17 protein-coding genes and 1 riboswitch are annotated in these 20,203 nt (G+C 72.3%); of the genes, 5 read left to right on the forward strand and 12 right to left on the reverse strand.

Annotated features, from left to right (window positions below; all coding sequences use genetic code 11):
• Positions 1-58: 58 nt before the first annotated feature.
• Entirely contained in the window at positions 59-2,650 is a 2,592-nt protein-coding gene (locus GA0070617_RS26865) for a S8 family serine peptidase (protein WP_229688440.1), read from the forward strand.
• A gap of 127 nt (positions 2,651-2,777) precedes the next feature.
• Here the strand turns inward: GA0070617_RS26865 and groL are convergent, their stop codons facing one another.
• The 3 genes from groL to GA0070617_RS26880 all read right to left on the reverse strand — a co-directional run bounded on the left by groL (position 2,778) and on the right by GA0070617_RS26880 (position 6,768).
• Entirely contained in the window at positions 2,778-4,400 is a 1,623-nt protein-coding gene (groL, locus tag GA0070617_RS26870; RefSeq protein WP_091444684.1) for a chaperonin GroEL, read from the reverse strand.
• 339 nt (positions 4,401-4,739) lie between these two features.
• Positions 4,740-5,492: a hypothetical protein gene (locus GA0070617_RS26875; protein ID WP_091444687.1), complete on the reverse strand. Its 753-nt coding sequence runs from the start codon at positions 5,490-5,492 to the stop codon at positions 4,740-4,742.
• Positions 5,493-6,564: 1,072 nt separating this feature from the next.
• The gene (locus tag GA0070617_RS26880; protein WP_007073263.1) at positions 6,565-6,768 is read right to left on the reverse strand and encodes a cold-shock protein; all 204 of its coding nucleotides are present in this window, start codon (positions 6,766-6,768) and stop codon (positions 6,565-6,567) included.
• Positions 6,769-6,993: 225 nt separating this feature from the next.
• Here GA0070617_RS26880 and GA0070617_RS26885 point away from each other — a divergent pair, with 225 nt between their 5' ends.
• Positions 6,994-7,590 (forward strand): GNAT family N-acetyltransferase, encoded by a 597-nt coding sequence (locus tag GA0070617_RS26885; protein ID WP_091444690.1) that lies wholly within the window; start codon positions 6,994-6,996, stop codon positions 7,588-7,590.
• 301 nt (positions 7,591-7,891) lie between these two features.
• Here the strand turns inward: GA0070617_RS26885 and paaN are convergent, their stop codons facing one another.
• The 4 genes from paaN to GA0070617_RS26905 all read right to left on the reverse strand — a co-directional run bounded on the left by paaN (position 7,892) and on the right by GA0070617_RS26905 (position 13,332).
• Entirely contained in the window at positions 7,892-9,565 is a 1,674-nt protein-coding gene (gene paaN / locus GA0070617_RS26890) for a phenylacetic acid degradation protein PaaN (RefSeq protein ID WP_175440667.1), read from the reverse strand.
• Positions 9,566-9,883: 318 nt separating this feature from the next.
• On the reverse strand, positions 9,884-10,900 hold the full coding sequence (locus GA0070617_RS26895; RefSeq protein ID WP_091444697.1) for a GNAT family N-acetyltransferase: 1,017 nt from the start codon (positions 10,898-10,900) through the stop codon (positions 9,884-9,886).
• A 273-nt stretch (positions 10,901-11,173) separates the two neighbouring features.
• The gene (gene thrC / locus GA0070617_RS26900; protein ID WP_091444701.1) at positions 11,174-12,460 is read right to left on the reverse strand and encodes a threonine synthase; all 1,287 of its coding nucleotides are present in this window, start codon (positions 12,458-12,460) and stop codon (positions 11,174-11,176) included.
• 12 nt (positions 12,461-12,472) lie between these two features.
• Positions 12,473-12,607: riboswitch (SAM riboswitch) on the reverse strand.
• Positions 12,608-12,795: 188 nt separating this feature from the next.
• The gene (locus GA0070617_RS26905) at positions 12,796-13,332 is read right to left on the reverse strand and encodes a hypothetical protein (protein WP_091444704.1); all 537 of its coding nucleotides are present in this window, start codon (positions 13,330-13,332) and stop codon (positions 12,796-12,798) included.
• Between the two features lie 137 nt (positions 13,333-13,469).
• On the opposite strand from GA0070617_RS26905, the gene GA0070617_RS26910 reads away from it, so the two are divergent.
• The gene (locus GA0070617_RS26910; RefSeq protein WP_091444708.1) at positions 13,470-13,928 is read left to right on the forward strand and encodes an Rv0361 family membrane protein; all 459 of its coding nucleotides are present in this window, start codon (positions 13,470-13,472) and stop codon (positions 13,926-13,928) included.
• Between the two features lie 169 nt (positions 13,929-14,097).
• Here GA0070617_RS26910 and GA0070617_RS26915 read toward each other — a convergent pair whose 3' ends face one another.
• From GA0070617_RS26915 to GA0070617_RS26930, 4 genes are read right to left on the reverse strand one after another with little or no spacing between them, the layout of a single operon-like run.
• Positions 14,098-15,354 (reverse strand): ABC transporter permease, encoded by a 1,257-nt coding sequence (locus GA0070617_RS26915; protein WP_091444711.1) that lies wholly within the window; start codon positions 15,352-15,354, stop codon positions 14,098-14,100.
• Entirely contained in the window at positions 15,351-16,037 is a 687-nt protein-coding gene (locus tag GA0070617_RS26920) for an ABC transporter ATP-binding protein (protein WP_217628955.1), read from the reverse strand. The genes GA0070617_RS26915 and GA0070617_RS26920 overlap by 4 nt, the downstream gene beginning before the upstream one ends.
• 28 nt (positions 16,038-16,065) lie before the next feature.
• On the reverse strand, positions 16,066-17,202 hold the full coding sequence (locus GA0070617_RS26925) for a peptidoglycan-binding protein (RefSeq protein ID WP_091444714.1): 1,137 nt from the start codon (positions 17,200-17,202) through the stop codon (positions 16,066-16,068).
• Positions 17,199-17,744: a hypothetical protein gene (locus tag GA0070617_RS26930; RefSeq protein WP_229688441.1), complete on the reverse strand. Its 546-nt coding sequence runs from the start codon at positions 17,742-17,744 to the stop codon at positions 17,199-17,201. Before GA0070617_RS26930 ends, GA0070617_RS26925 begins: the two co-directional genes overlap by 4 nt.
• 127 nt (positions 17,745-17,871) lie before the next feature.
• On the opposite strand from GA0070617_RS26930, the gene GA0070617_RS26935 reads away from it, so the two are divergent.
• The gene (locus tag GA0070617_RS26935) at positions 17,872-18,528 is read left to right on the forward strand and encodes a response regulator transcription factor (protein ID WP_175440668.1); all 657 of its coding nucleotides are present in this window, start codon (positions 17,872-17,874) and stop codon (positions 18,526-18,528) included.
• Positions 18,525-19,697 carry a sensor histidine kinase gene (locus tag GA0070617_RS26940; protein WP_091444722.1) on the forward strand — a complete coding sequence of 391 codons (1,173 nt, stop codon included), beginning with the start codon at positions 18,525-18,527 and terminating at the stop codon, positions 19,695-19,697. The genes GA0070617_RS26935 and GA0070617_RS26940 overlap by 4 nt, the downstream gene beginning before the upstream one ends.
• Before the next feature lie 210 nt (positions 19,698-19,907).
• On the opposite strand, the gene GA0070617_RS26945 is transcribed toward GA0070617_RS26940, so the two are convergent.
• The gene (locus GA0070617_RS26945; protein ID WP_091444725.1) at positions 19,908-20,144 is read right to left on the reverse strand and encodes a winged helix-turn-helix domain-containing protein; all 237 of its coding nucleotides are present in this window, start codon (positions 20,142-20,144) and stop codon (positions 19,908-19,910) included.
• Between the last annotated feature and the right edge of the window lie 59 nt (positions 20,145-20,203).

Consider the following 20,203-nt stretch of genomic DNA (forward strand, 5'->3'; position numbering starts at 1 on the left):
GCCCGCCGGCCCGCCCGCCAGCCCGGTGCCGCCCGGGTGGCCGCCGACCGCCGGCCCGATGCTGTCCGGCCCGATGCCACCCGCCAGCCCGGTGCCGCCCGGCCCGATGCCGCCCGCCGGGCCGGTGCCGCCCGGGTGGCCACCGACCGCCGGGCCAGGACCGGGCCGGTCGGGTTCCGGGCCGTGGCCGGTGGTGCTGGCGGCGCTGGTCGGGCTCTGGACCGTCGGGTTCGTCGTGGTCGGTCAGGCCGGCGGCTGGCTGGTCGACCAGGTGGTGCTCGCCACCGGCCTGCACCGGCTGGTCGGGCTCTGGCCGGGTCTGGCCCTGGGCACCGTGGTCGTGCTCGGCACGCCCACGCTGCTGCTCGCCCTCTTGCCACGCTCCCCGGCGGTCCGGACCACCGGCCGGGTCTGGCTGGCCGGCACGCTGAGCCTCGGTGTGCTGCTCCTGCTGCGGGCCGTCCCGCCCGTGCACCACGAGGCCTACCTGGCCCTGCTGGCCGGCACCGCCGCGCTGCTCGCCCTGGTCGGCGGCCGTATCCTGCGCCGCGCCGGACTGCCCGCCGGGCCCGGCCGATCCGCCGGAACCCAGCAGCCCGCCGAGCCCCGCCAGCCCGCCCAGGTACAGCAGCCCGCCGAGCCCCGCCAGCCCGCCCAGGTACAGCAGCCCGCCGAACGCCACCGTCCGGCCGGGCCATGGCGACCGGGGGCGGTCACCCTGCTCGCGGCCGCTGCCGGGTTGCTCCTGCTGCTCCCCTGGGTCTGGGTGGGTGCCCTCGGTGGCCTGCTGGAGACGGCCCTCGCCGCCCTGGCGGCGGCAGCGGTCGGTGCCCTGGCCGGGGTGCTGCTCGATGCCGGCTTCTGGGCCCGGTTCACCGTCGGCACGCCACCCCGGGCGGCCCGGTTGGTGCTGGTCGGGGGCCTGGTGGCCGGGGTGGCCCTGCTGCTGCTGGCGGCCGGTACCGGCCAGTCCGGTGCGCAGCTGCCGGCGCTGTTCACGCTGCCACCGGTCGGATTCGTGCTGGCCGCGCTGCACGCGGCGGCGCTGCGCTCGGGCCGACCGTCCGGCTCCGCCGCGACCCGCTGGCTGGTCGGGCTCGGCGTGTTCGGTCCGCTTGCCTACGCCGACCCGGAGGAGATCACGCTCCTGCTGGCCGACTCCCGCGACGTGCCGTTCTGGGTCGCGGTGGCGACCGCGGCCGGGCTGGCCGTCGCGGTCGCGCTGGCCATCGGGTACGGCGTCGTGCTCGGCCGGGCCCGCGGTGCCCACCCGGCGCGGCGGGTCGCAGTCGCCGCCGTCGCGGTCGGGCTGGCCGCCGGCGCGGTGGTCGGTCTCGGCCCCGGCCAACCCGGGCTGCACGGCGAACGGCTGCTGGTGGTGCTGCGCGAGCAGGCGGACCTGACCGACCTGCCGGCCGCCGCGCCGGGTCGTGCCGGCCGGGACGCCCGCGTCACCGAGGTGCACCGCCGACTGGTCGACACCGCCGAGCGGACCCAGGTCGACCTGCGCCGGGAGCTGCGTCGGCTGCGGCTGGCACCCACCCCCTACTACCTGGTCAACGCCATCGAGACCGACGGCGGGCCGGCGGTACGGGCCTGGCTGAGCCGCCGGCCCGAGGTGGCCCGGGTACTGGTCAGCCAGCGGCTGCGACCGCTACCGGCGGCGGTACCGGCCAACCGCGGCGACCAGAGCGCGCCGGCCGGGCCGGCCTGGAACATCTCGCTGATCGGTGCGGACCGGGTGTGGAGCGAGTTCGGGGTGACCGGTGCCGGGGTGGTGGTGGGCAGCTCCGACTCCGGGGTGGACGGTGCCCATCCGGCGCTCTCCGCCGGCTTCCGGGGCGGCGACGACTCCTGGTACGACCCGTGGGCCGGCACCCCGGCCCCGACCGACCGCAGCGGACACGGCACCCACACGCTGGGCAGCGCGGTCGGCCGCAGCGGGATCGGGGTGGCCCCCGACGCCAGGTGGACCGGCTGCGTCAACCTCAACCGCAACCTCGGCAGCCCGGCCCGGTACCTGGACTGCCTCCAGTTCATGCTGGCCCCGTTCCCGGTAGGCGGGGACCCGTTCCGCGACGGTCGCCCCGCACGCGCCCCGGACGTGCTCACCAACTCGTGGGGATGTCCGCCGATCGAGGGCTGTGACCCGGGGGTGCTCCGGCCGGCCACCGCCGCGCTGGAGGCGGCGGGCATCTTCGTGGTGGCCGCCGCCGGCAACACCGGCCCGTCCTGTGGCTCGATCGAGGACCCGCCGGCGACGTACCCGGATGTGTTGACCGTCGGTGCGGTGGACCGGCAGCGGCAGGTGACGATCTTCTCCAGCCGGGGTCCGGCGGCCGGCGGCGCGGCCAAGCCTGACCTGGTCGCGCCCGGCGCGGGGGTGCTCTCCGCGATGCCCGGCGGCGGGTACGCCACCCTGGACGGCACCTCGATGGCCACCCCGCAGGTGGCCGGCGTGGTGGCGCTGATGTGGTCGGCCAACCCGGACCTGGTCGGCGACGTCGACCGGACCCGGCAGCTGCTGCGGGACACCGCGACCCCGGCCCGGCCCGACCCCGACCAACCGGCCGGCGGGTGCCCGGGTGCGGACCGCGCCGGTGCCGGCGTGGTCGACGCCTACGCCGCCGTCCAGGCCGCCCGGGGCTGACCCGGCTGAGCTGTGCGGCTGGCCCGGGCTGGGGCTGCCCGGCTGCGGGCGACGGTGTGGGGGCTGGACAGCGGAAGGGGCGGGCCGCTGACGCGGCCCGCCCCTTCCGGCGTTCGTGGAGCTGGACTCAGAAGTCCATCTCCCCGCCACCCGGAGCAGCCGGGGCGGCCGGGTTCTTCTCCGGCTTGTCCGCCACGACGGCCTCGGTGGTGAGGAAGAGCGCCGCGATCGACGAGGCGTTCTGCAGCGCCGACCGGGTCACCTTGGCCGGGTCGATGATGCCCGCGGCCAGCAGGTCGACGTACTCGCCGCTGGCGGCGTTGAGGCCGTGCCCGGCGTCCAGGTTGCGGACGCGCTCGACGACCACGCCACCCTCCAGACCGGCGTTCACGGCGATCTGCCGCAGCGGGGCGTCCAGCGCGATCTTGACGATCTGCGCACCGGTCGCCTCGTCACCGGCCAGGTCCAGCTTGTCGAAGGCGGTCTTGCCGGCCTGCACCAGCGCGACGCCACCACCCGGGACGATGCCCTCCTCGACGGCGGCCTTCGCGTTGCGAACGGCGTCCTCGATGCGGTGCTTGCGCTCCTTCAGCTCGACCTCGGTGGCCGCGCCGACCTTGATCACCGCAACGCCACCGGCCAGCTTGGCCAGCCGCTCCTGCAGCTTCTCCCGGTCGTAGTCCGAGTCGCTCTTGTCGATCTCGGCCCGGATCTGGTTCACCCGGCCCTGGATCTGGTCGGCGTCACCGGCACCGTCGACGATGGTGGTCTCGTCCTTGGTCACCACGACCTTGCGGGCGCGGCCCAGCATCTCGATGCCGGCGGCGTCGAGCTTGAGGCCGACCTCCTCGCTGATGACCTGGCCACCGGTGAGGATGGCGATGTCGGTCAGCATGGCCTTGCGGCGGTCACCGAAGCCCGGCGCCTTGACGGCGACCGACTTGAAGGTGCCCCGGACCTTGTTGACCACCAGGGTGGCCAGGGCCTCGCCCTCCAGGTCCTCGGCGATGATCAGCAGCGGCTTGCCCGACTGCATAACCTTCTCCAGGATCGGGAGCAGGTCCTTCACCGACGAGATCTTGCTGTTCGCGATCAGGATGTACGGGTCGTCGAAGACGGCCTCCATACGCTCCGGGTCGGTCATGAAGTAGGCCGAGATGTAGCCCTTGTCGAAGCGCATGCCCTCGGTGAGCTCAAGCTCAAGCCCGAAGGTGTTGCTCTCCTCGACGGTGATGACGCCTTCCTTGCCGACCTTGTCCATCGCCTCGGCGATGATCTCGCCGACGCTGCTGTCACCAGCGGAGATGGAGGCGGTGGAGGCGATCTGCTCCTTGGTCTCGACGTCCTTGGCGAGCTTGGACAGCTCCTCCGAGACGCTGGAGACCGCGGCCTCGATGCCCCGCTTCAGGGCCATCGGGTTGGCGCCGGCGGCCACGTTGCGCAGGCCCTCACGGACCAGGGCCTGGGCCAGGACGGTCGCCGTCGTCGTGCCGTCGCCGGCCACGTCGTCGGTCTTCTTGGCGACCTCCTTGACCAGCTCAGCGCCGATCTTCTCGTACGGGTCCTCGAGCTCGATCTCCTTGGCGATGCTCACACCATCGTTGGTGATGGTGGGGGCACCCCACTTCTTCTCGAGCACGACGTTGCGGCCCTTCGGGCCGAGCGTCACCTTCACGGCGTCGGCGAGCTGGTTCATGCCCCGCTCGAGGCCGCGGCGCGCCTCTTCGTCGAACGCGATCATCTTGGCCATACGGCGTTGTCCTCCTGGACACTCACGGGCCACCCGAGTGTGAGTCCCGGATGGGCCGCCTGGTGTACGCACCTTGGGACGTCGCCGTCGAGTGACAGCGACATCCTTCGGCCGGGCCGGATAGCCCGCGACGACCGGCCATGTGCCGCGTGCCGTCTCCAACGGCGTACGACCGTGGCCCTACCGCCCCGACCATTGGCACTCACCGTACGCGAGTGCCAATGACTTGTTTAGCACTCTCCCCTGCCGAGTGCAAGCACGATGCCGCCGATCAGACCGGATCCGGGCCCTCGCCCAGCCGGACTTCAGGCGCTTGACCTGCGCGGATTCCGCTCCTGGTCAGCCGAGTTCGGCTGCCAGTCGGGCGCTGTTCACCGGCGCCTCGTGGATCCGTTGCTCGGCGTAGGTCACCACCAGCCCGACCAACTGGATGAGGTGGGCCGGCAGACTCAGCAGCGCGGAAAGGGAGACCACCACGATCGCGCCCACGGTCAGCTGCGGGGAGGTCATCGGGTCGTCCCCGAACGGCAGCATGCCCACCGACTCCAGCAGGTCGAGAAGCACGGCGATGCCGAAGACCACGGCCCCCAGCAGTGCCACCCGCCCGAGCATCATGCCGAACCGGTCGTGGAACATCCGGAAGGACCGCCCGATCGGGTTGCTCCGCTCGAACAGGTAGACCGGCCCGGCCAGGCTCAACGCGGCGGCCAGATAGATCCCGGGCAGAATGCAGAAGCAGACTCCCACCAGGATCAGCAGACCCAGCACCAGGGTCCAGCCCCACAGCCCCAACGCCCGGCGCAGGCCGTAGCGCAGGGCCGTGGCGAAGTCCACCGGTTCGCCGGCCGCCTGCCGGGCGATCACCCAGCTACCGGCCGCCCAGCCGATGCTCTGCACCAGACCCACCAGCACGGTGGCGGCCAGCAGGGTGATGCCGAAGACCACCATGTCCCGGGTGAACCCGTCGGGCAGCACCGGCAACGCACCGGGCGCCGGCTCCTCGATCCCGAACGTCGGGTCGAGCAGCAGCGTCACCACCGAGATGATCAACGTCGGCAGCACCTGGGTGAGCAGCGTCAGGGGCAGCAACACCGGCCAGCCCCGGCGTACCGCGCCGACGCACCGGGAGAACCAGCCACCCAGGCCCGCGCCGGGCGGGTTGACAAGCAGATCCCGCGGGTCCCACCCACCGGGCTGCCCGGGCCCGGCATAGGCCTGCCCGGGGTAGGGCTGACCCGGGTACGGCTGACCCGGATAGGGCTGCCCGGGATACGGCTGACCCGGGTAAGGGTGCCCGGGATACGACTGACCCGGGTAAGGGTGCCCCGGGTACGCCTGCCCGGGGTAGGACTGCCCGGGGTGGGACTGCCCGGGGTGGGACTGACCCGGGTACGGCTGGCCGGGGTGTTGCTGCCCGGGATACGGCTGGCCGGGGTGTGCTGGCGGGTTGCCCCCGTACGGTGGTTGGCCGGCGGGGGAACCGGCACCGGGCGGCGTACCGGGTGGGTAGCCCCCGGCCGGCGGGACCACGTGGGCCGGGGGGCCCGGTACGGGCGGCTCCGGACTGGACTGCCCCGCCCCCGACGGTCCGTGCGCCATCGCCCCCGGACCGAGCTGGCCCGGCCCACCAGTCCTCGACCCGGCCTGACCCGGGCCTGCCGCCCCTGCCCCGGCCTGGCCCGACGCTGCCGCCTCCGGCTGGCCCGACGCGCCCGCTCCAGGCCCGGCCGGCGCACCCGCGCCGGGCTGACCCGACCCCTGCGGGCCCGGGACGGAACCGTCCGCCCCGGAACCGGATCGATCCAGCCCGCCAGGGTCCGCACCGGCCTGTCCCGGCGCATCCAGACGCGAGCCGGACCGGCCCGGCGCACCCGGGTCGGGGTCGGGCGCGGAGGGGTCCGAGCCCGGCCAGACCGCAGTCGGATCCAACGGAGGCCGCGGAATCGAACTGTCCGGCGACTCGGACGACTGCGGCCCCGGCGACCCCGGCACGGCGGCACGCCCCGGCTCGAAGTGCTCCGGTCGCGATCGGTCGGTCATGGGGCCTCCTCAGCAACGACGGCTGGATCGGCTCATGATCCTCCACAACGCGCGCAACAACCGCATCACCGGTGTGGTGGAATCACCGCCCCCGATGGCCGAGGGCGGTGTCGGAGTGAGGCGGTCAGGCGACGACCCGTACCCGCTCGGCCTGGGGCCCCTTCTGCCCCTGGGCGATCTCGAACTCCACCCGCTGGCCATCGTCCAACGCCTTGTAGCCGTCCATCTCGATGGCGGAGAAGTGAACGAAGACGTCCTGTCCGCCGTCGACGGCGATGAAGCCGTAGCCCTTTTCGGCGTTGAACCACTTCACGGTGCCCTGTGCCACGGTGCACTTCCTCACTCTGCGCGGCGCTCCACAACCTCGCGGACGCCGGGCACGGCCGAGCGTCCGGATCGCCCCCTTTTCGATCGATGCGAACCGACGAAATCTGGCGATCGAAATCGCACGGTACACGAACCATCACGCTGGCGCACGACCGCAAAAGGTGCAAATCACTACGATCACCGACCCGACCCGCATCGGTGTGCATCGTTGCGGTATAGATCCCAGATGACCACCTTCCCGGCCGCCACCGGCACCCGTGAAGCCACCGTCCGCCGGGTACGGCCCGAGGACGCGGCCCGGATGCGGGCATTGCGGTTGGAGATGCTCGCCGACTCGCCCCTGGCCTTCCTGGAGACCCTCGCCGAGGCGGCTGCCCGATCACACACCGAGTACGCCGAGCGGGTCGAGTACTGCTCGACCGGCAGCGAGTGGGCCCAGTTCGTCGCCGATCCCACGCCACCCCGGGCCCCTCGGCCCGCTGGTGCGCCGACCGGAAACCGGACCGGGAACCGGCTCGTCGGGAACCGGCTCGTCGGGCACGCCGGCGGGACCGCACTGCCGGACGAGCCCGAGGTGACGGTGATCTACGCCGTCTACGTCACCCCGGCCTGGCGGGGCAGCGGACTGCTCGCGCAACTGGTGGACCGGGTGGCGGACTGGTCACGGGCGTGTGGCCGGCCGGACCTGATGCTGGAGGTGGTCGTGGGCAACGACCGGGCGCTCCGGGCCTACCAACGGCTGGGCTTCACCGACACCGGCGTACGGGTGCCCCACCCGAAGATCCCGGCCCTGACCGAGCTGCAACTCCGCCGCCCCGCCTGAGGTGTAAGGAAGGGCCCCCTATTAACGCTTCCGGTAGAGAGGGTGCCCCTTCTCACCACCCTTGCCGCCAGCCCGGGTGCCAGCGCGACACCCCTTGATCGACCCATGGTGCCGGGTGCCTGGTACGCCGGTAGCACCACGTCGCCGATCGTCCCGGACCCGCATCGCTTCCGAGCGATGCCGTGTTCCCTGCCGTCGTTGCCAAGCCCGCACCGTCCACCTGCCACGAATCCGGCAGGTGGACGGTGAGAAGGGCACCCCTCTATACCGGAAGCGTTAATAGGGGGCCCTTCCTTACACCTCAGGTGGGGCGGCGGGACTGGACGATGCGGAAGCGGTTGGCCACGTACGCGCCGTCGGTGAGCGCGGCGTTGGCCGCCGGGTTGGCGCCGCTGCCGTGGAAGTCGGAGAACGCCGCCGACTGGTTGACGAAGACGCCGCCGGTCAGGTTGCCGGACAGGTGTACCCCGACGTCGACCGCGACCGCCTCGGCGGCGTCGAGGACCGCCTCGTCGGTGGAGTAGACCGCCGCGGTCAGCGCGCCCTTCTCGCCGACGGTGGTGCGCAGGATCTCCAGGCTGTGCGTGGTCGAGTCGGTGGCGATGACGAACGAGATCGGCCCGAACCACTCCCGCCCGTACGTGCCGGTGTCCTCGGCGGTGAGCTTGACGATGGTGGGCGTCCGGACCACCGCGTCCGGGAAGGCGGGGTGCTCGACGGTCCGCGAGGCCAGCACGGTCTCGCCGACCCCGGTCACCTCGGTGAGGCGTTCCAGTACCCCGTCGTTGACGATCGCCCCGGTCAGCTCGACCCCCCGGGCCGGATCAGCGGTGATCTTGCCGACCGCCGCGGCGATCCCGGCGGCCACCTCGTCGAAGCTCTTGTGCCCCTGGTCGGTGTCGATGCCGCCGGCCGGGACGAGGATGTTCTGCGAGGTGGTGCACATCTGCCCGCTGTAGAGGCTCAGCGTGAAGCCGAGGTTGCGGCACATGCCGGCGAAGTCGTCGGTGGAGTCGACCACCACCGCGTTCAGCCCGGCCTTCTCGGTGTAGACGGCCGCCTGCCGGGCGTTCGCCTCCAGCCAGTCGCCGTACTCGCTGGAGCCGGTGAAGTCGACGATCTTCACGGCCGGGTGCAGGGCCAGGTCGGTGGCGAGCTTCTCGCCGGGGGCCTCCGGGGCGAGCAGCACCAGGTTGGGGTCGAAGCCGGCCTCGGCGAGCACCTCCCGGGCGTACCGCACGGTGATGGCCAGCGGCAGCACCGCGCGCGGGTGCGGCTTGACGACCACCGGGTTGCCGGTGACCAGCGAGGCGAACAGTCCCGGGTACGAGTTCCAGGTCGGGAAGGTGTTGCAGCCGATGACCAGCGCCACCCCACGCGGTACCACGTGGAACGTCTTGGTCATCCGCAGCGGGTCACCCTTGCCGGCGGCCTTCTCCCAGGCTGCCGTGCGCGGGTGCCGGCTCATCTCCGCGTACCCGTAGGCGACCGCCTCCAGCGCCCGGTCCAGCGCGTGCGCGCCACCGGCCTGGAAGGCCATCACGAACGCCTGCCCGGTGGTGAACTGCACCGCGTTGGCCAGCTCGAAGACGTGCTTGTGCAGCCGGTCGAGAATCTCCAGGCAGACCCCCGCGCGGGTCTGCGGGCCGGCGTCGCGCCAGGCCGGCAGCGCCGCCGAGGCCGCGGTGACCAGCTCGTCGACCGACGCGTGCGGGTACCGCACGCCGAGCTTCAGCCCGAACGGGCTCGCCTCGGTCGCGATCCGCTCGCCGCCGCCCGGTTGGTCGAGGGGAAAATCACCATCCAGGTACGCCTCGAAGGCGGCGTGGCCGTCGGCGGCGGCGGTCTCGCCGTACACCCGGGGGCTGGGTGACTCGGGGTAGGCAGACCAGTACGCCCGCTCGGTGATCGCGGTCAGCGCCCGCTGGAGCGTGTCGGCGTGCCTGCTGTACAGGGGATGCGGGGTCTCCGTCATGCCCGCCATCATGCCTGAGCCCTCCACCCAACGGTAAGGCCGCAAGGAAGGGCCCCCTGTTAACGCTTCGGCGGATTCTCGGGGCACCCTTCTCACCCATAGGTGCCGACAGCGCGCCGTTCTCGCGCGAGACCAGCCCCGGCGGCCACGCCGCGCGGAAAGGGCCGCCATGCCGCGCGAAGAGACCGCCACGCCGCGCGGAAAGGGCCGCCATGCCGTCCGGCGAGACCGCCACGCCGCGCGAGAAGACGCCACGCCGCGGGACCAGCAGGGCCGCCACGCCGCACGACAAGGCCGCGATACTGCGCGGAACTGCGGTCAGAGGGTCAGTTGCCAGTCGGTCCAGTTGTCGACGGGGCGGTAGCCGAGCTGTTCGTTGATGGCGATCATGTGCTGGTTGGTAGTCGCGTTCCAGGTGTCGACCACGCGCAGCTGCGGCTCGTGGGTCATGGCGTACCGCAGATTCTCGATCTTGACGATCAGCCCGAGCCGGTGGCCACGGTGGGCCGGGTCGACGAGGGTGATCTGCTGGAAGGCGTGCCACGACGCGTCCGGGTCGACATCCAGCAGCGTCCAGGCGACCACCCGGCCGCTGGCGACGTGGACGACGCCCTGGTGGTAGCGGCGGCGACCCCGGGCGTCCAGCGCCCGTTCGGCGCCCCGGACCCGTTCGGCGTCCACCGCCTCCGGCTCCCACTCCAGGTCCCCGAGCGGGGCGTCCATCATCAGCCGCCCGTCGAGGTAGGCGATGTCGGCGACGTACTCCTCGGGGGTGTTCTGCCGCCAGCCGACCAGGCGGTAGCCGTCGGCCCGGGTCCAGGCCTCGGCCAGGGCGGCGTCCAGCGCCGCCTGCTCCACCGTGGTGACGTCGAGCCGGCGACGCGCCTCGACCAGGACCGGGGCCGCACCGGTCGAGGCGGCGAAGGCACTGCCGGCCGGCGACCGGGACGGGCCACCGGGTAGGGCGTCGACGGCCATGCCGACCAGCCGTTTCCGGCCCCGCTCCCGCAGCAGGCCCAGGGCGTGCGCGTGCAGGGCGCGCCCCACCCCACGACGTCGGTACGCCGGGTGCACGACCAGGTCGATGGTGGCGTTGTCGGTGTTGTCCAGCTGCGGCAGCTCGACGGCGTAGTAACCGGCCGGTACCCCGTCCAGCCGGGCCAGCGCCCAGACCGGAAGGTTACCGGGCATCGGATGTCGCAGGGCACCCTCGAAGCGTCGGCGCACGACGGGCAGGTCCGGCAGGTCCGCGTCGCCGGCGGCGACCCCGATCCGGTACGCCTCGTCGATCGTGGCCTGGTCGTGGGCTTCGATGGGGGTGATGGCGATGCTCATGGCTGTCGAGGGTGCGCCCCGGAACGACTTCGGGCCAGCGAATTTCTCGCTGGCCCGAAGGAGGTTGGTCGGGAGGGACGATCGCACAACGCCTCCGGCGTTGGGTCGTAAGAGCTTCAAAAGTCTTCGGCGAAACGCCCTCCCGCACCGAGCATTTTGCGCCGCCTGGTTCCTGCCGTCAAGTCCTCGGAGACTGGTTTCCCGTACGGAGGGCAAAAAGTCGGTTACCCGCCGGAACAGCCGGATCTTCGGACCGGCCGGGGCCGTCCCCGCTCAGCCGAGCAGGCCGGCATCCCGGGCAGCACGCAGCGACGGCTTGATCCGGTGGGTCGGGCCGACCTGACCGGCGACCGCGTCGATGGTCTTCAGCCCCTCGCCGGTGTTGAAGACCACGGTCTCCGCCGTCGGGTCGAGCCGACCGGACTCCACCAGCTTGCGCAGCACCGCGACGGTCACCCCGCCGGCCGTCTCGGCGAAGACCCCGGTGGTACGGGCCAGCAGCCGGATGCCCTCGCGGATCTCGTCGTCGTCGACGTACTCCATCCAGCCGCCGGTGCGGCGGACCGCCTCCAGGGCGTAGAGGCCGGCGGCCGGGTCGCCGATGTTGAGCGACTTGGCGATGCCGGTCGGCTTGACCGGCACGATGGTGTCGGTCTCGCCGTGCAGGGCGGTGGCGATCGGGTTGCAGCCGGCCGACTGGGCGCCGAAGACCTTCCAGCCGCCGGCCGGCGCCTCGACCAGGCCGATCTCGACCAGCTCGCTGAACGCCTTGTCGACCTTGGTGAGCAGCTCACCGGAGGCCATCGGGATGACCACCTGGGCCGGGATCCGCCAGCCGAGCTGCTCGGCCACCTCGTACCCGAGGGTCTTGGAGCCCTCGGCGTAGTACGGCCGGACATTGACGTTGACGAAGGCGGTGTCCTCGAACTCGTCGGTCTCCACCAGCTCGCCGCAGAGCCGGTTCACGTCGTCGTACGAGCCGTCGATGGCGACCAGCTCGCCCCCGTACACGGCGGTGGTGACGATCTTGCCGGGCTCCAGGTCGCCAGGGATGAAGACGACCGAGGGGACCCCGGCGCGGGCCGCGTGGGCGGCGACCGAGTTGGCCAGGTTGCCGGTCGAGGCACAGGCGAACCGGGTGAAGCCGAGCTGACGGGCGGCGGTCAACGCGACCGAGACCACCCGGTCCTTGAACGAGTGGGTCGGGTTGGCGCTGTCGTCCTTGACCCAGAGCGGCGCGGTGATGCCCAACTCGGCGGCGAGGTTACCGGCGGCGACCAGCGGGGTCAGGCCCGGGTCCAGACTGACCCGGGTGGCCGGGTCCTGCCCGGCGGGCAGGAGTGCGGCGTACCGCCAGATGTTCTGCGGGCCGGCCTCGATCTGCTCCCGGGTGACGGCGGCCAGCGCGGCGGCGTCGTAGTCGACCTCCAGCGGCCCGAAACACTCGTAACAGGCGTGCTGGGCGGCCAACGGGTAACGCGCCTGACAGGCCCGACAGACCAGGGCGCGGGCGGGGCTGTTGGTGGTGTCGAGGCCGGAGGTGGCGAGGGTCGACGTCATGTCGAGGAAGTCCTCTCATCTTTCCCCGCATCGCACCCTGCGGCGGGGACGGAATTGGCACCTGCCCGCGATCCGACTCGTCGTCGAGCGTGCGGGTGGTTGCCGGGGCGTCGTCGGGCCGTATCCCTCAGCCCCTCTGGATGAGGTATTCAGTTGTGCCCCCGAGTTTACGACGGGGTGGGGCAACCGCCACCCGAGGTCCCACCGGGTGAGCAGCGCCGCTCGACCGAGCCGATCATGTCCACACGTACGGTGTCAACACGGCGACTCGAAGTGAGAGCCGGATCCCACCGGTCCACAACCTGCACGAACAGCGCCCCAGCCTGTGACGCGTCCTACTTCAATCCCCGCCCCTGGGGCTGCGCCTGGTTACTGCCGGGCCGCGGTGGCGGTCCCATGAGACCCGGGGCGGCGGCGGTGGTCGGGGCCTGCGGGTCTCGGTAGCCCGCCACGAAGGCAATCATCTGCTGCTGCGACGCAGGCCCGGCCGATGGCCCCGGAACCGACTGCCGACCAGAGGACTGCTGCTGGGCGAAGTACCTGTCCGCCTCTTCACGGATCTGTGCTGTCGCCTGCGCGACGTACCCGATCGGTCGAGGAGTGTCGATGTGCTTCGCCACTGTCGAGTTGAGGGCAAAGCGAGCATTGACCCGTTCGATCTGGGCGTCCGTCAGTGCCAACTGTCCGGCGGGCCCGGCCAGACTGCGGTCGGCGCGCTCCAGCCGGTCAAGAGCCTCGATCACATCCCGCTGCTGGGTGATCATCAGGGCACCGTCCAGCGTCATCGAGGTCTGCAGGGCAACCTTGGTCGCTGGGTCCAGGTTTGCAACCATCCGGTTCACGGCGCGGGTGGTGGGGTCCTCGTCTGCCATCGGCCTTCTCCCAACTCGTAGCGGTTTGGTCCTACTACGTCGACTGTCGCCCATGGTTCAACTGACCGGGCAACATTCCGGGCGGGTGGCCCGTACCAGCCGCACTTCGGTTGGCCTGGCCTTTCTAGGCTGACGAGGTGACCTACCCTCCCCCGCCCGGCACGCCCGGAGGCCCGCCGAAGGCCGCCGGGCTCGGCCGCACCGCCAAGCTCCTGATCGTGGTCGCCGCCCTGGCCACCCTGCTCTGCTGCTGCGGCGGACTGGCCGGCGGCGGATTCTGGCTCTACCGCACGGTGCAGGACGCCACCGCCGGCCCCCGCGACGCCCTGACCGGCTACCTGGCGGACGTGCGCGCCGGCAACTACCCGGCCGCCTACGACCGGCTCTGCGAGCTCCTGCGCAACCGCACGACCGAGGAGGAGTTCACCCGGGAGCGGGCCGCCGAGCCACCGCGCGGTGCCGACCGGATCACCAACACCACGGTACGCACCAGCAACGGCCGCTCCCGGGCAGAGGTGCACGTGGTCTCGGACAACGGCCCGGCCGAGGTCTTCCAACTGGTCCACGAGGGCGACCAGTGGCGGGTCTGCAGCTGACCGCCGCCCCACCGCCCCGTCGGCGGGCGCTGGGCACTGGGCACCGGACGTCTTCTGATGTCGGCGATGATCCGCCGTGGCCCGGCGGCCGGTGAAGGTCCCACCGGCCGCCGGGCCCGACCGCGCGCCATCCGGCTCACCCGTCTCCGCGCCGGTCGGGCCCGGGTGGTCACGGGGTGGCGAGGGCCTCGGTGGGCGAGAGCCGGCTGGCCCGGATCGCCGGGTAGAGCCCGGCCAGCGCGCCGATCGCGATGGTCGCCCCGATGCCGCCGGCCACCACCCAGAGCGGTACCACCGTCGGCCACCCCTGCGAGCTGGCGTAGCCGGCGGTGACCAGGCCACCGAGCAGCACCCCGCCCACCCCGCCCAGGGCGGACAGCAGCAGCGACTCGGCGAGGAACTGGGTCCGGATCTGCCCCCGGGTGGCGCCCAGCGACCGGCGCAGCCCGATCTCGGCCCGCCGCTCGATCACCGAGATGACCATGGTGTTGGCCACCCCCACCCCGCCGACCAGCAACGCCACCGCGCCGAGCCCGAGCAGCAGGCCGGTGAACGCCTCGTCGGTGGCCTGCTGGGCGGCGAGCGCGTCGGACGGCCGGGAGACCTGGATCTCGTTGGACTGCTCCGGGTTGGCCGTCGCCGCCAGCACCGCCCGGACCGCCTCGACGTGCTGCTCGGCCGAGCGGGTGTAGATCCGGGTCGGGTGCCCGTCCAGGCCGAGGTAGGTGGTCGCGGCCGACCAGCCGACCAGCGCCGACGAGTCGAGTTCCGGGGCGAGTGGGACCGGCCGCAGGATGCCGATCACGGTGAACGACCGCCCGTGCAGGTAGACCTGGGTGTCCGGCCCGGCCGCGCCGAGCCCGAGCCGCTCGGCGGCCACCGACCCGAGGACCGTGGCCGGGTATTGCGCGGTGGCCTCGTTGAGCCAGGTCCCGCTCTCCAGCGCGCCGCCGACGGTGTCGAGCAGGTCCAGCTCGACCGCCTGGGTGCCCAGCCCGCCGGTCTCCGCCGCCGGAATCCGGTCCGACCGGTAGACCGGGGTGTCGCCGAGCTGGGCGGTGGCCGACACCTGACGTACCGGGCCGATCCGGCTGATCATGCCGGCCGCCTCGACGGGCAACTGGGCGTCGGCACCGAACAGGGTGCTGCCCGGGGCGACGGTGAGCAGGTTGGTGCCGAGGGCGGCCAGCGTCCGGTCCAGGTCGGCCCGGGACGACGAGGAGATGCCGACCACGCTGATCATCGCCGCGATGCCGATGGCGATGCCCAGGGCGGACAGGAACGCCCGCAACGGCCGGGTACGCAGCCCCACCCCACCGACCCGCAGCACGTCCCGTGGGCTCAGCCGGGCCGGCCGCAGCCGCTCCGGCCGCGCGGCACCGGCCCGCCGCGCCGAGCCGGTCGGCCGCAGCGGTGTCGTGGTCATCGCGGTACCCCCTCGGTCGGGGCCGCGGAGTCGACCACGATCAACCCGTCGCGCATCTGCACCTGCCGGGGCAGGCTCGCCGCGATCTCCCGGTCGTGGGTGATGACCACCACGGTGGTGCCGGCCGCGTGCAGCTCGTGCAGCAGCTCCATCACCCCCGCACCCGAGCTGGAGTCGAGGTTGCCGGTCGGCTCGTCGGCCAGCAGCAGCGGCGGTTCGCCGACCACCGCCCGCGCGATCGCCGCCCGCTGCCGCTCACCGCCGGAGAGCTGGTGCGGCCGGTGGTCCAGCCGGTGTCCCAGGCCGACCCGCCGCAACGCGACCTCCGCCCGCCGCCGCCGCTCCCGCCGGGCCACCCCGGCATAGAGCAGGCCGTCCGCCACGTTCTCCACCAGCGGTACGCCGGCAGCCAGGTGGAACTGCTGGAACACGAAGCCGATCCGGCTGGCCCGCAGGGCGGACAGCTCCCGGTCGGACAACCGGGCGGCGTCGTACCCGTCGATGTGGACCGCGCCCGAGCTGGGCCGGTCCAGCGTGCCGATCACGTTGAGCATGGTGGACTTCCCCGACCCGGACGGGCCGACGATGGCCACCAGGGCGCCCCGGTCGATGGTCATCGACACCCCGCCGAGGGCAGCGACCGTGTCGCCGTATCGTTTCGTCACGTCACGCAGTTCGACCACGCGGTCGGGTGGGGCGGTCAGGGGTGGCTCAGTCACCGGGCATCCCCACGGTCAGCCCCTCGGTGACCTCCTCACCGGAGACCTCCACCCGGCCGTCCGCGAAGAGCCCGGTCCGCACCGCGACGATCCGGGTGCCGGTCTCCTCGACCACCTCCAGTCCGTACCCGCCCTCGGCGAGGGTGAGCAGCGCCGCGACCGGCACGGTGAGCACGTCGGCGCGTTCCGAGGCGACGAAGCCGACGTCCACGGCCGCCTTGTCGTAACCGGCCAGCACCTTCGGGTCGTCCCCGGTAACGGTGACCTCGATCTTGGTCTCGGTCTGCGCGTCCTGGCCGGTCGATGCCGCCGAGGTCTGCACCACCGTCTCGACCGTGTCGACCTTTCCGGTGCTCCGGGTGCCGTCGGGCAGGGTGACGGTCACCTTCGCGCCCTTGACGGCCAGCCGCTGGTCCTCGACGTCGAGAGTGCAGGTGACCTGCCGGGCGGTGCCGGTGGTCGAGAGGACCACCTTGCCCGCGCCGACCGTGTCGCCCACCTCGACGCCGTGGCTCTCCACCCGTACCTCGCCCGGGGCGTAGACGATCCGGGCCGGGTCGACCTGGCCGGTCTCCGGCAGGCCCAGGTCCTCCTGCCACTCCCGGACGGCGGCGGCGGTCGCCGAGGTGAAGTCCTCGTCGACGGTGAAGCCGGTGTACCCGAGCGCGGCGAGGTTCCGCTCGAACTGCTTGACGTCGTTACCGCTCACCCCGGAACGCAACGTCCGGTACGCCGGCAGACCGCCGTAGAGCAGCACCACCGGTTCGTCGTCGACCCGGTAGAGGGCCTTGCCCCGCTTGACCGTCGCGCCGCCCCGGGCCAGCCAGGTGACCGTCCCGCTCAGCCGGCTGTCCCTGGCGCGCGGGGTGCCGTACCCCAGCTCGCCGTTCTTGGTCTCCCGGTCCACCAGGCTCTGCCGGGTGACCTGGGTGCTCGACGGTGGCCGCCGGTCGACCGACGCCGCCCGGTCGGCCTGGCCGTCGGTGGCGAAGGCGACCGCCGTCCCGGCGGTCGCCACGACGAGCACCGCCACCGCGCCGGCCAGGAGCGCGGGTCGTCGGCGGCGTCGGGACGGTGCCCCGTCGGGTTCGGCGGCGGCCACCTCGACGGGTCGGGGCGCGGTGCTCATGACGCCCCCCGACGGCCACCGAAGTTGGGTACGGTCTCCTGGCACTTGTCGAACGCGGCCCGCACCGCGGGGTCGTTGAACTCGATGCCGGCCGGGCCGGGCTGCATGCGCCCGTCGGGGGCCGGGTCCGGGAAGTTCGGTACGCCGTTCTCCCGCATGCACTTGGCCAGCTTGCGGACCTGCTCGACCTGGCTGGCGTCGAGTTCCCGGGGCTGCCCGCCGTTGGGGGCGAACTCGCGGCACTGCTCGAAAGCCGCCTGCATCTTGCTCCGGTCCACCTCCGCCCCGGAGTTGAACCGTGGCCCGTTCTGCCCCGGCTGCGGGTCCGGCACGTCGAGCCCCTGCTCCCGCAGACACGCGGCGAACTTGAGCCCACGCTCGTCGTCGCTCATCGCGGCGGCGGAGGGCGAAGGCTGCGCACCGCCACCACCACCTGCGGTGGCCACCCCGGAGTCGCCGGAGTCGTCGGCCTGACAGCCGGCCAGGGCCAGGACCGCCACCACGGGCAGGGCCAGGAACAGGCCCCACGGATGTCGTCGCATCGATCGTCACTCCCTTCCCGCCGGCAGAGAACCGGCACTGGGGGACAACTCAACTCCTCGGGCTGTATCCAGGGCATAAGCGTGCTGTTTATTCGGTGGTTACGCCGCCATGGGTGAGGATGGCCCGGTGCGCGTACTGGTATGCGAGGACGAGAAGCTGCTCGCGGATGCGATCGCCGAATGGCTGCGTCGGGAGTCGTTCGCGGTCGACGTCGCGTACGACGGCGACGCGGCCCTGGAACGCATCGGCGTCAACGGGTACGACGTGGTGGTGCTCGACCGGGACCTGCCGGTGGTGCACGGCGACGACGTCTGCCGGGCCCTGGTCGACACCGAGCGGGACACCCGGATCCTGATGCTGACCGCCGCCGCCGCCGTCCGGGAGCGGGTCGCCGGCCTGGCCATCGGTGCCGACGACTATCTCACCAAGCCGTTCGCGTTCGTCGAGCTGAGCGCCCGGGTGCACGCGCTGACCCGGCGCACCCGACCGGCCGTACCGCCGAAGTTGACCCGGGCCGGGATCGTCCTGGACCCGGCCCGACTGGAGGTCACCCGCGACGGGCACCTCGTACCACTGTCCCGCAAGGAGTTCGGTGTGCTGGCCGAGCTGCTGCGGGCCGACGGCGCGGTGGTCTCCGCCGAGGAACTGTTGGAGCGGGCCTGGGACGAGCACATCGACCCGATGACCAACGTGCTGCGGGTCACCGTGATGAAGCTGCGGCGTAAGCTCGGCGATCCGCCGGTCATCGACACGGTGCCGGGAGTGGGGTACCAGATCCGATGAGAAAAGCGACCATCCGCGCCAGGCTGACGCTCATCTACGGCGGCCTGTTCCTGCTCGCCGGCACGGTGCTGCTCGCCGTGACGTACGTGCTGGTCGACCAGCGACTCGCCCACGGCTTCGGGTTCACCATGCGCGGAACGGGTGGCCGGGAGTCGGTCTCCTTCCCCCAGGGTGCTCAGATCAACGCCGACCAGGCCGAACACCTGCGCGACATCGTCCGACAGGTGCAGGAAGACGCCCGGCGGGACGCCCTGGACTCGCTGCTCACCCAGGGCGGGGTGGCCCTGGCCGTGGTGACCCTCGTCGCGGTGGCCTTCGGCTGGCTGGCCGCCGGCCGGGCGTTGCAGCCGTTGCAGCAGATCACCGGCACGGCCCGCCGGATCGCCGGGGCGGACGGCGCCGGCCGGGGGCTGCACGAACGGATCGCCCTGGCCGGCCCGACCGACGAGGTGAAAGAGTTGGCCGACACGTTCGACCTGATGCTCGAACGGCTCGACCGCTCCTTCGACGGGCAACGGCGCTTCGTCGCCAACGCCTCACACGAGCTGCGTACCCCGTTGGCGATCAACCGGTCCCTGGTCGAGCTGGCGATCACCCGCCCGGACGCCCCGGCGGAGCTGCGGCAGCTCGGTGAGACCCTGCTGTCGGTAAACGAACGGCACGAGCGGCTGATCGACGGGCTGCTCACCCTCGCCGACTCCGAGAACGCGCTCGCCGAACACGCCGAGGTGGACCTCGCCGAGATCGCCGGTCACGTAGCCGAGCAGACCGCCCGGTCGACCGCGCTCGGCGTCACCCGCGAGCTGGCTCCGGCCCGTACCGTCGGCGACCCGGTCCTGCTGGAACGGCTCACCCAGAATCTGGTGGAGAACGCGGTCCGGCACAACATCGGCGCGGACGGCTGGCTCTCGGTCGCCACGGCCGTGGTCGACGGCCATGCCACCCTGACGGTCAGCAACAGCGGGCCGGTGGTGCCGGGGTACGAGATCGAGACCATGTTCCTGCCCTTCCGCCGGCTCAACCGGGAGCGGGTCGCCGGTCACCGGGGCTTCGGCCTGGGGCTGTCCATCGTCCGGGCGGTGGCGCGGGCACACGGCGGCACGGTACGGGCGACCCCCCGCCCCGACGGTGGCCTGGTGGTCACCGTCTCCCTCCCCACCACCGCCTGACCGCCCCCGCCCCGCCCCGTCCCGCGCCCTCCCCGTCCCCGTCCCCGTCCCCGTCCCCGTCCCCGTCCCCGGAATGGTGTGAATCTTGGACACTTACCGTCCAAATACGACGGTAAGTGTCCAAGATTCACACCGGCACTCGCTTCGAACGGTGAGTGGGCGGTTGAGGGACGTATCGGAGCGGTGCGGGTCATCCTCGGCTACTGCCAACTAGGACGAGCCAGCGCCCGCGCCGTTCCGGACATAGACGCCTCGACCTTGATGGCCCTCCACCAGCCCTTCGGCACGTAGGACGAGCATCGCTGAGCGGATCACCTGGGTCGACACTCCGTACTGCTGGCACAGCTGGGAGATGGACGGCAACTTGTCCCCAGGCTTCAACTCGCCGGACCTGATCCGGTCCCGGAACTCTGTGGCGATTCGCTCGTAGAACGGCGTGACAGACATCGTGGTGCTCCCTCGTCGGCACCACAATCTGACCATCTCAGGCTTGTGACATCAAGTTC

The sequence above is a fragment of the Micromonospora yangpuensis genome (genome assembly GCF_900091615.1).
Taxonomy (GTDB): Bacteria; Actinomycetota; Actinomycetes; order Mycobacteriales; family Micromonosporaceae; genus Micromonospora; species Micromonospora yangpuensis.

Excerpts from the sequence above, each read along its gene's own strand:
- GA0070617_RS26915 (WP_091444711.1), bottom strand. The coding sequence starts at position 15,354 with ATGACCACGACACCGCTGCGGCCGACCGGCTCGGCGCGGCGGGCCGGT.
- GA0070617_RS26925 (WP_091444714.1), bottom strand. The coding sequence starts at position 17,202 with ATGAGCACCGCGCCCCGACCCGTCGAGGTGGCCGCCGCCGAACCCGAC.
- GA0070617_RS26885 (WP_091444690.1), top strand. The coding sequence starts at position 6,994 with ATGACCACCTTCCCGGCCGCCACCGGCACCCGTGAAGCCACCGTCCGC.
- GA0070617_RS26930 (WP_229688441.1), bottom strand. The coding sequence starts at position 17,744 with ATGCGACGACATCCGTGGGGCCTGTTCCTGGCCCTGCCCGTGGTGGCG.
- GA0070617_RS26905 (WP_091444704.1), bottom strand. The coding sequence starts at position 13,332 with ATGGCAGACGAGGACCCCACCACCCGCGCCGTGAACCGGATGGTTGCA.
- thrC (WP_091444701.1), bottom strand. The coding sequence starts at position 12,460 with ATGACGTCGACCCTCGCCACCTCCGGCCTCGACACCACCAACAGCCCC.
- GA0070617_RS26895 (WP_091444697.1), bottom strand. The coding sequence starts at position 10,900 with ATGAGCATCGCCATCACCCCCATCGAAGCCCACGACCAGGCCACGATC.
- paaN (WP_175440667.1), bottom strand. The coding sequence starts at position 9,565 with ATGACGGAGACCCCGCATCCCCTGTACAGCAGGCACGCCGACACGCTC.
- GA0070617_RS26940 (WP_091444722.1), top strand. The coding sequence starts at position 18,525 with ATGAGAAAAGCGACCATCCGCGCCAGGCTGACGCTCATCTACGGCGGC.
- groL (WP_091444684.1), bottom strand. The coding sequence starts at position 4,400 with ATGGCCAAGATGATCGCGTTCGACGAAGAGGCGCGCCGCGGCCTCGAG.
- GA0070617_RS26865 (WP_229688440.1), top strand. The coding sequence starts at position 59 with ATGCTGTCCGGCCCGATGCCACCCGCCAGCCCGGTGCCGCCCGGCCCG.
- GA0070617_RS26945 (WP_091444725.1), bottom strand. The coding sequence starts at position 20,144 with ATGTCTGTCACGCCGTTCTACGAGCGAATCGCCACAGAGTTCCGGGAC.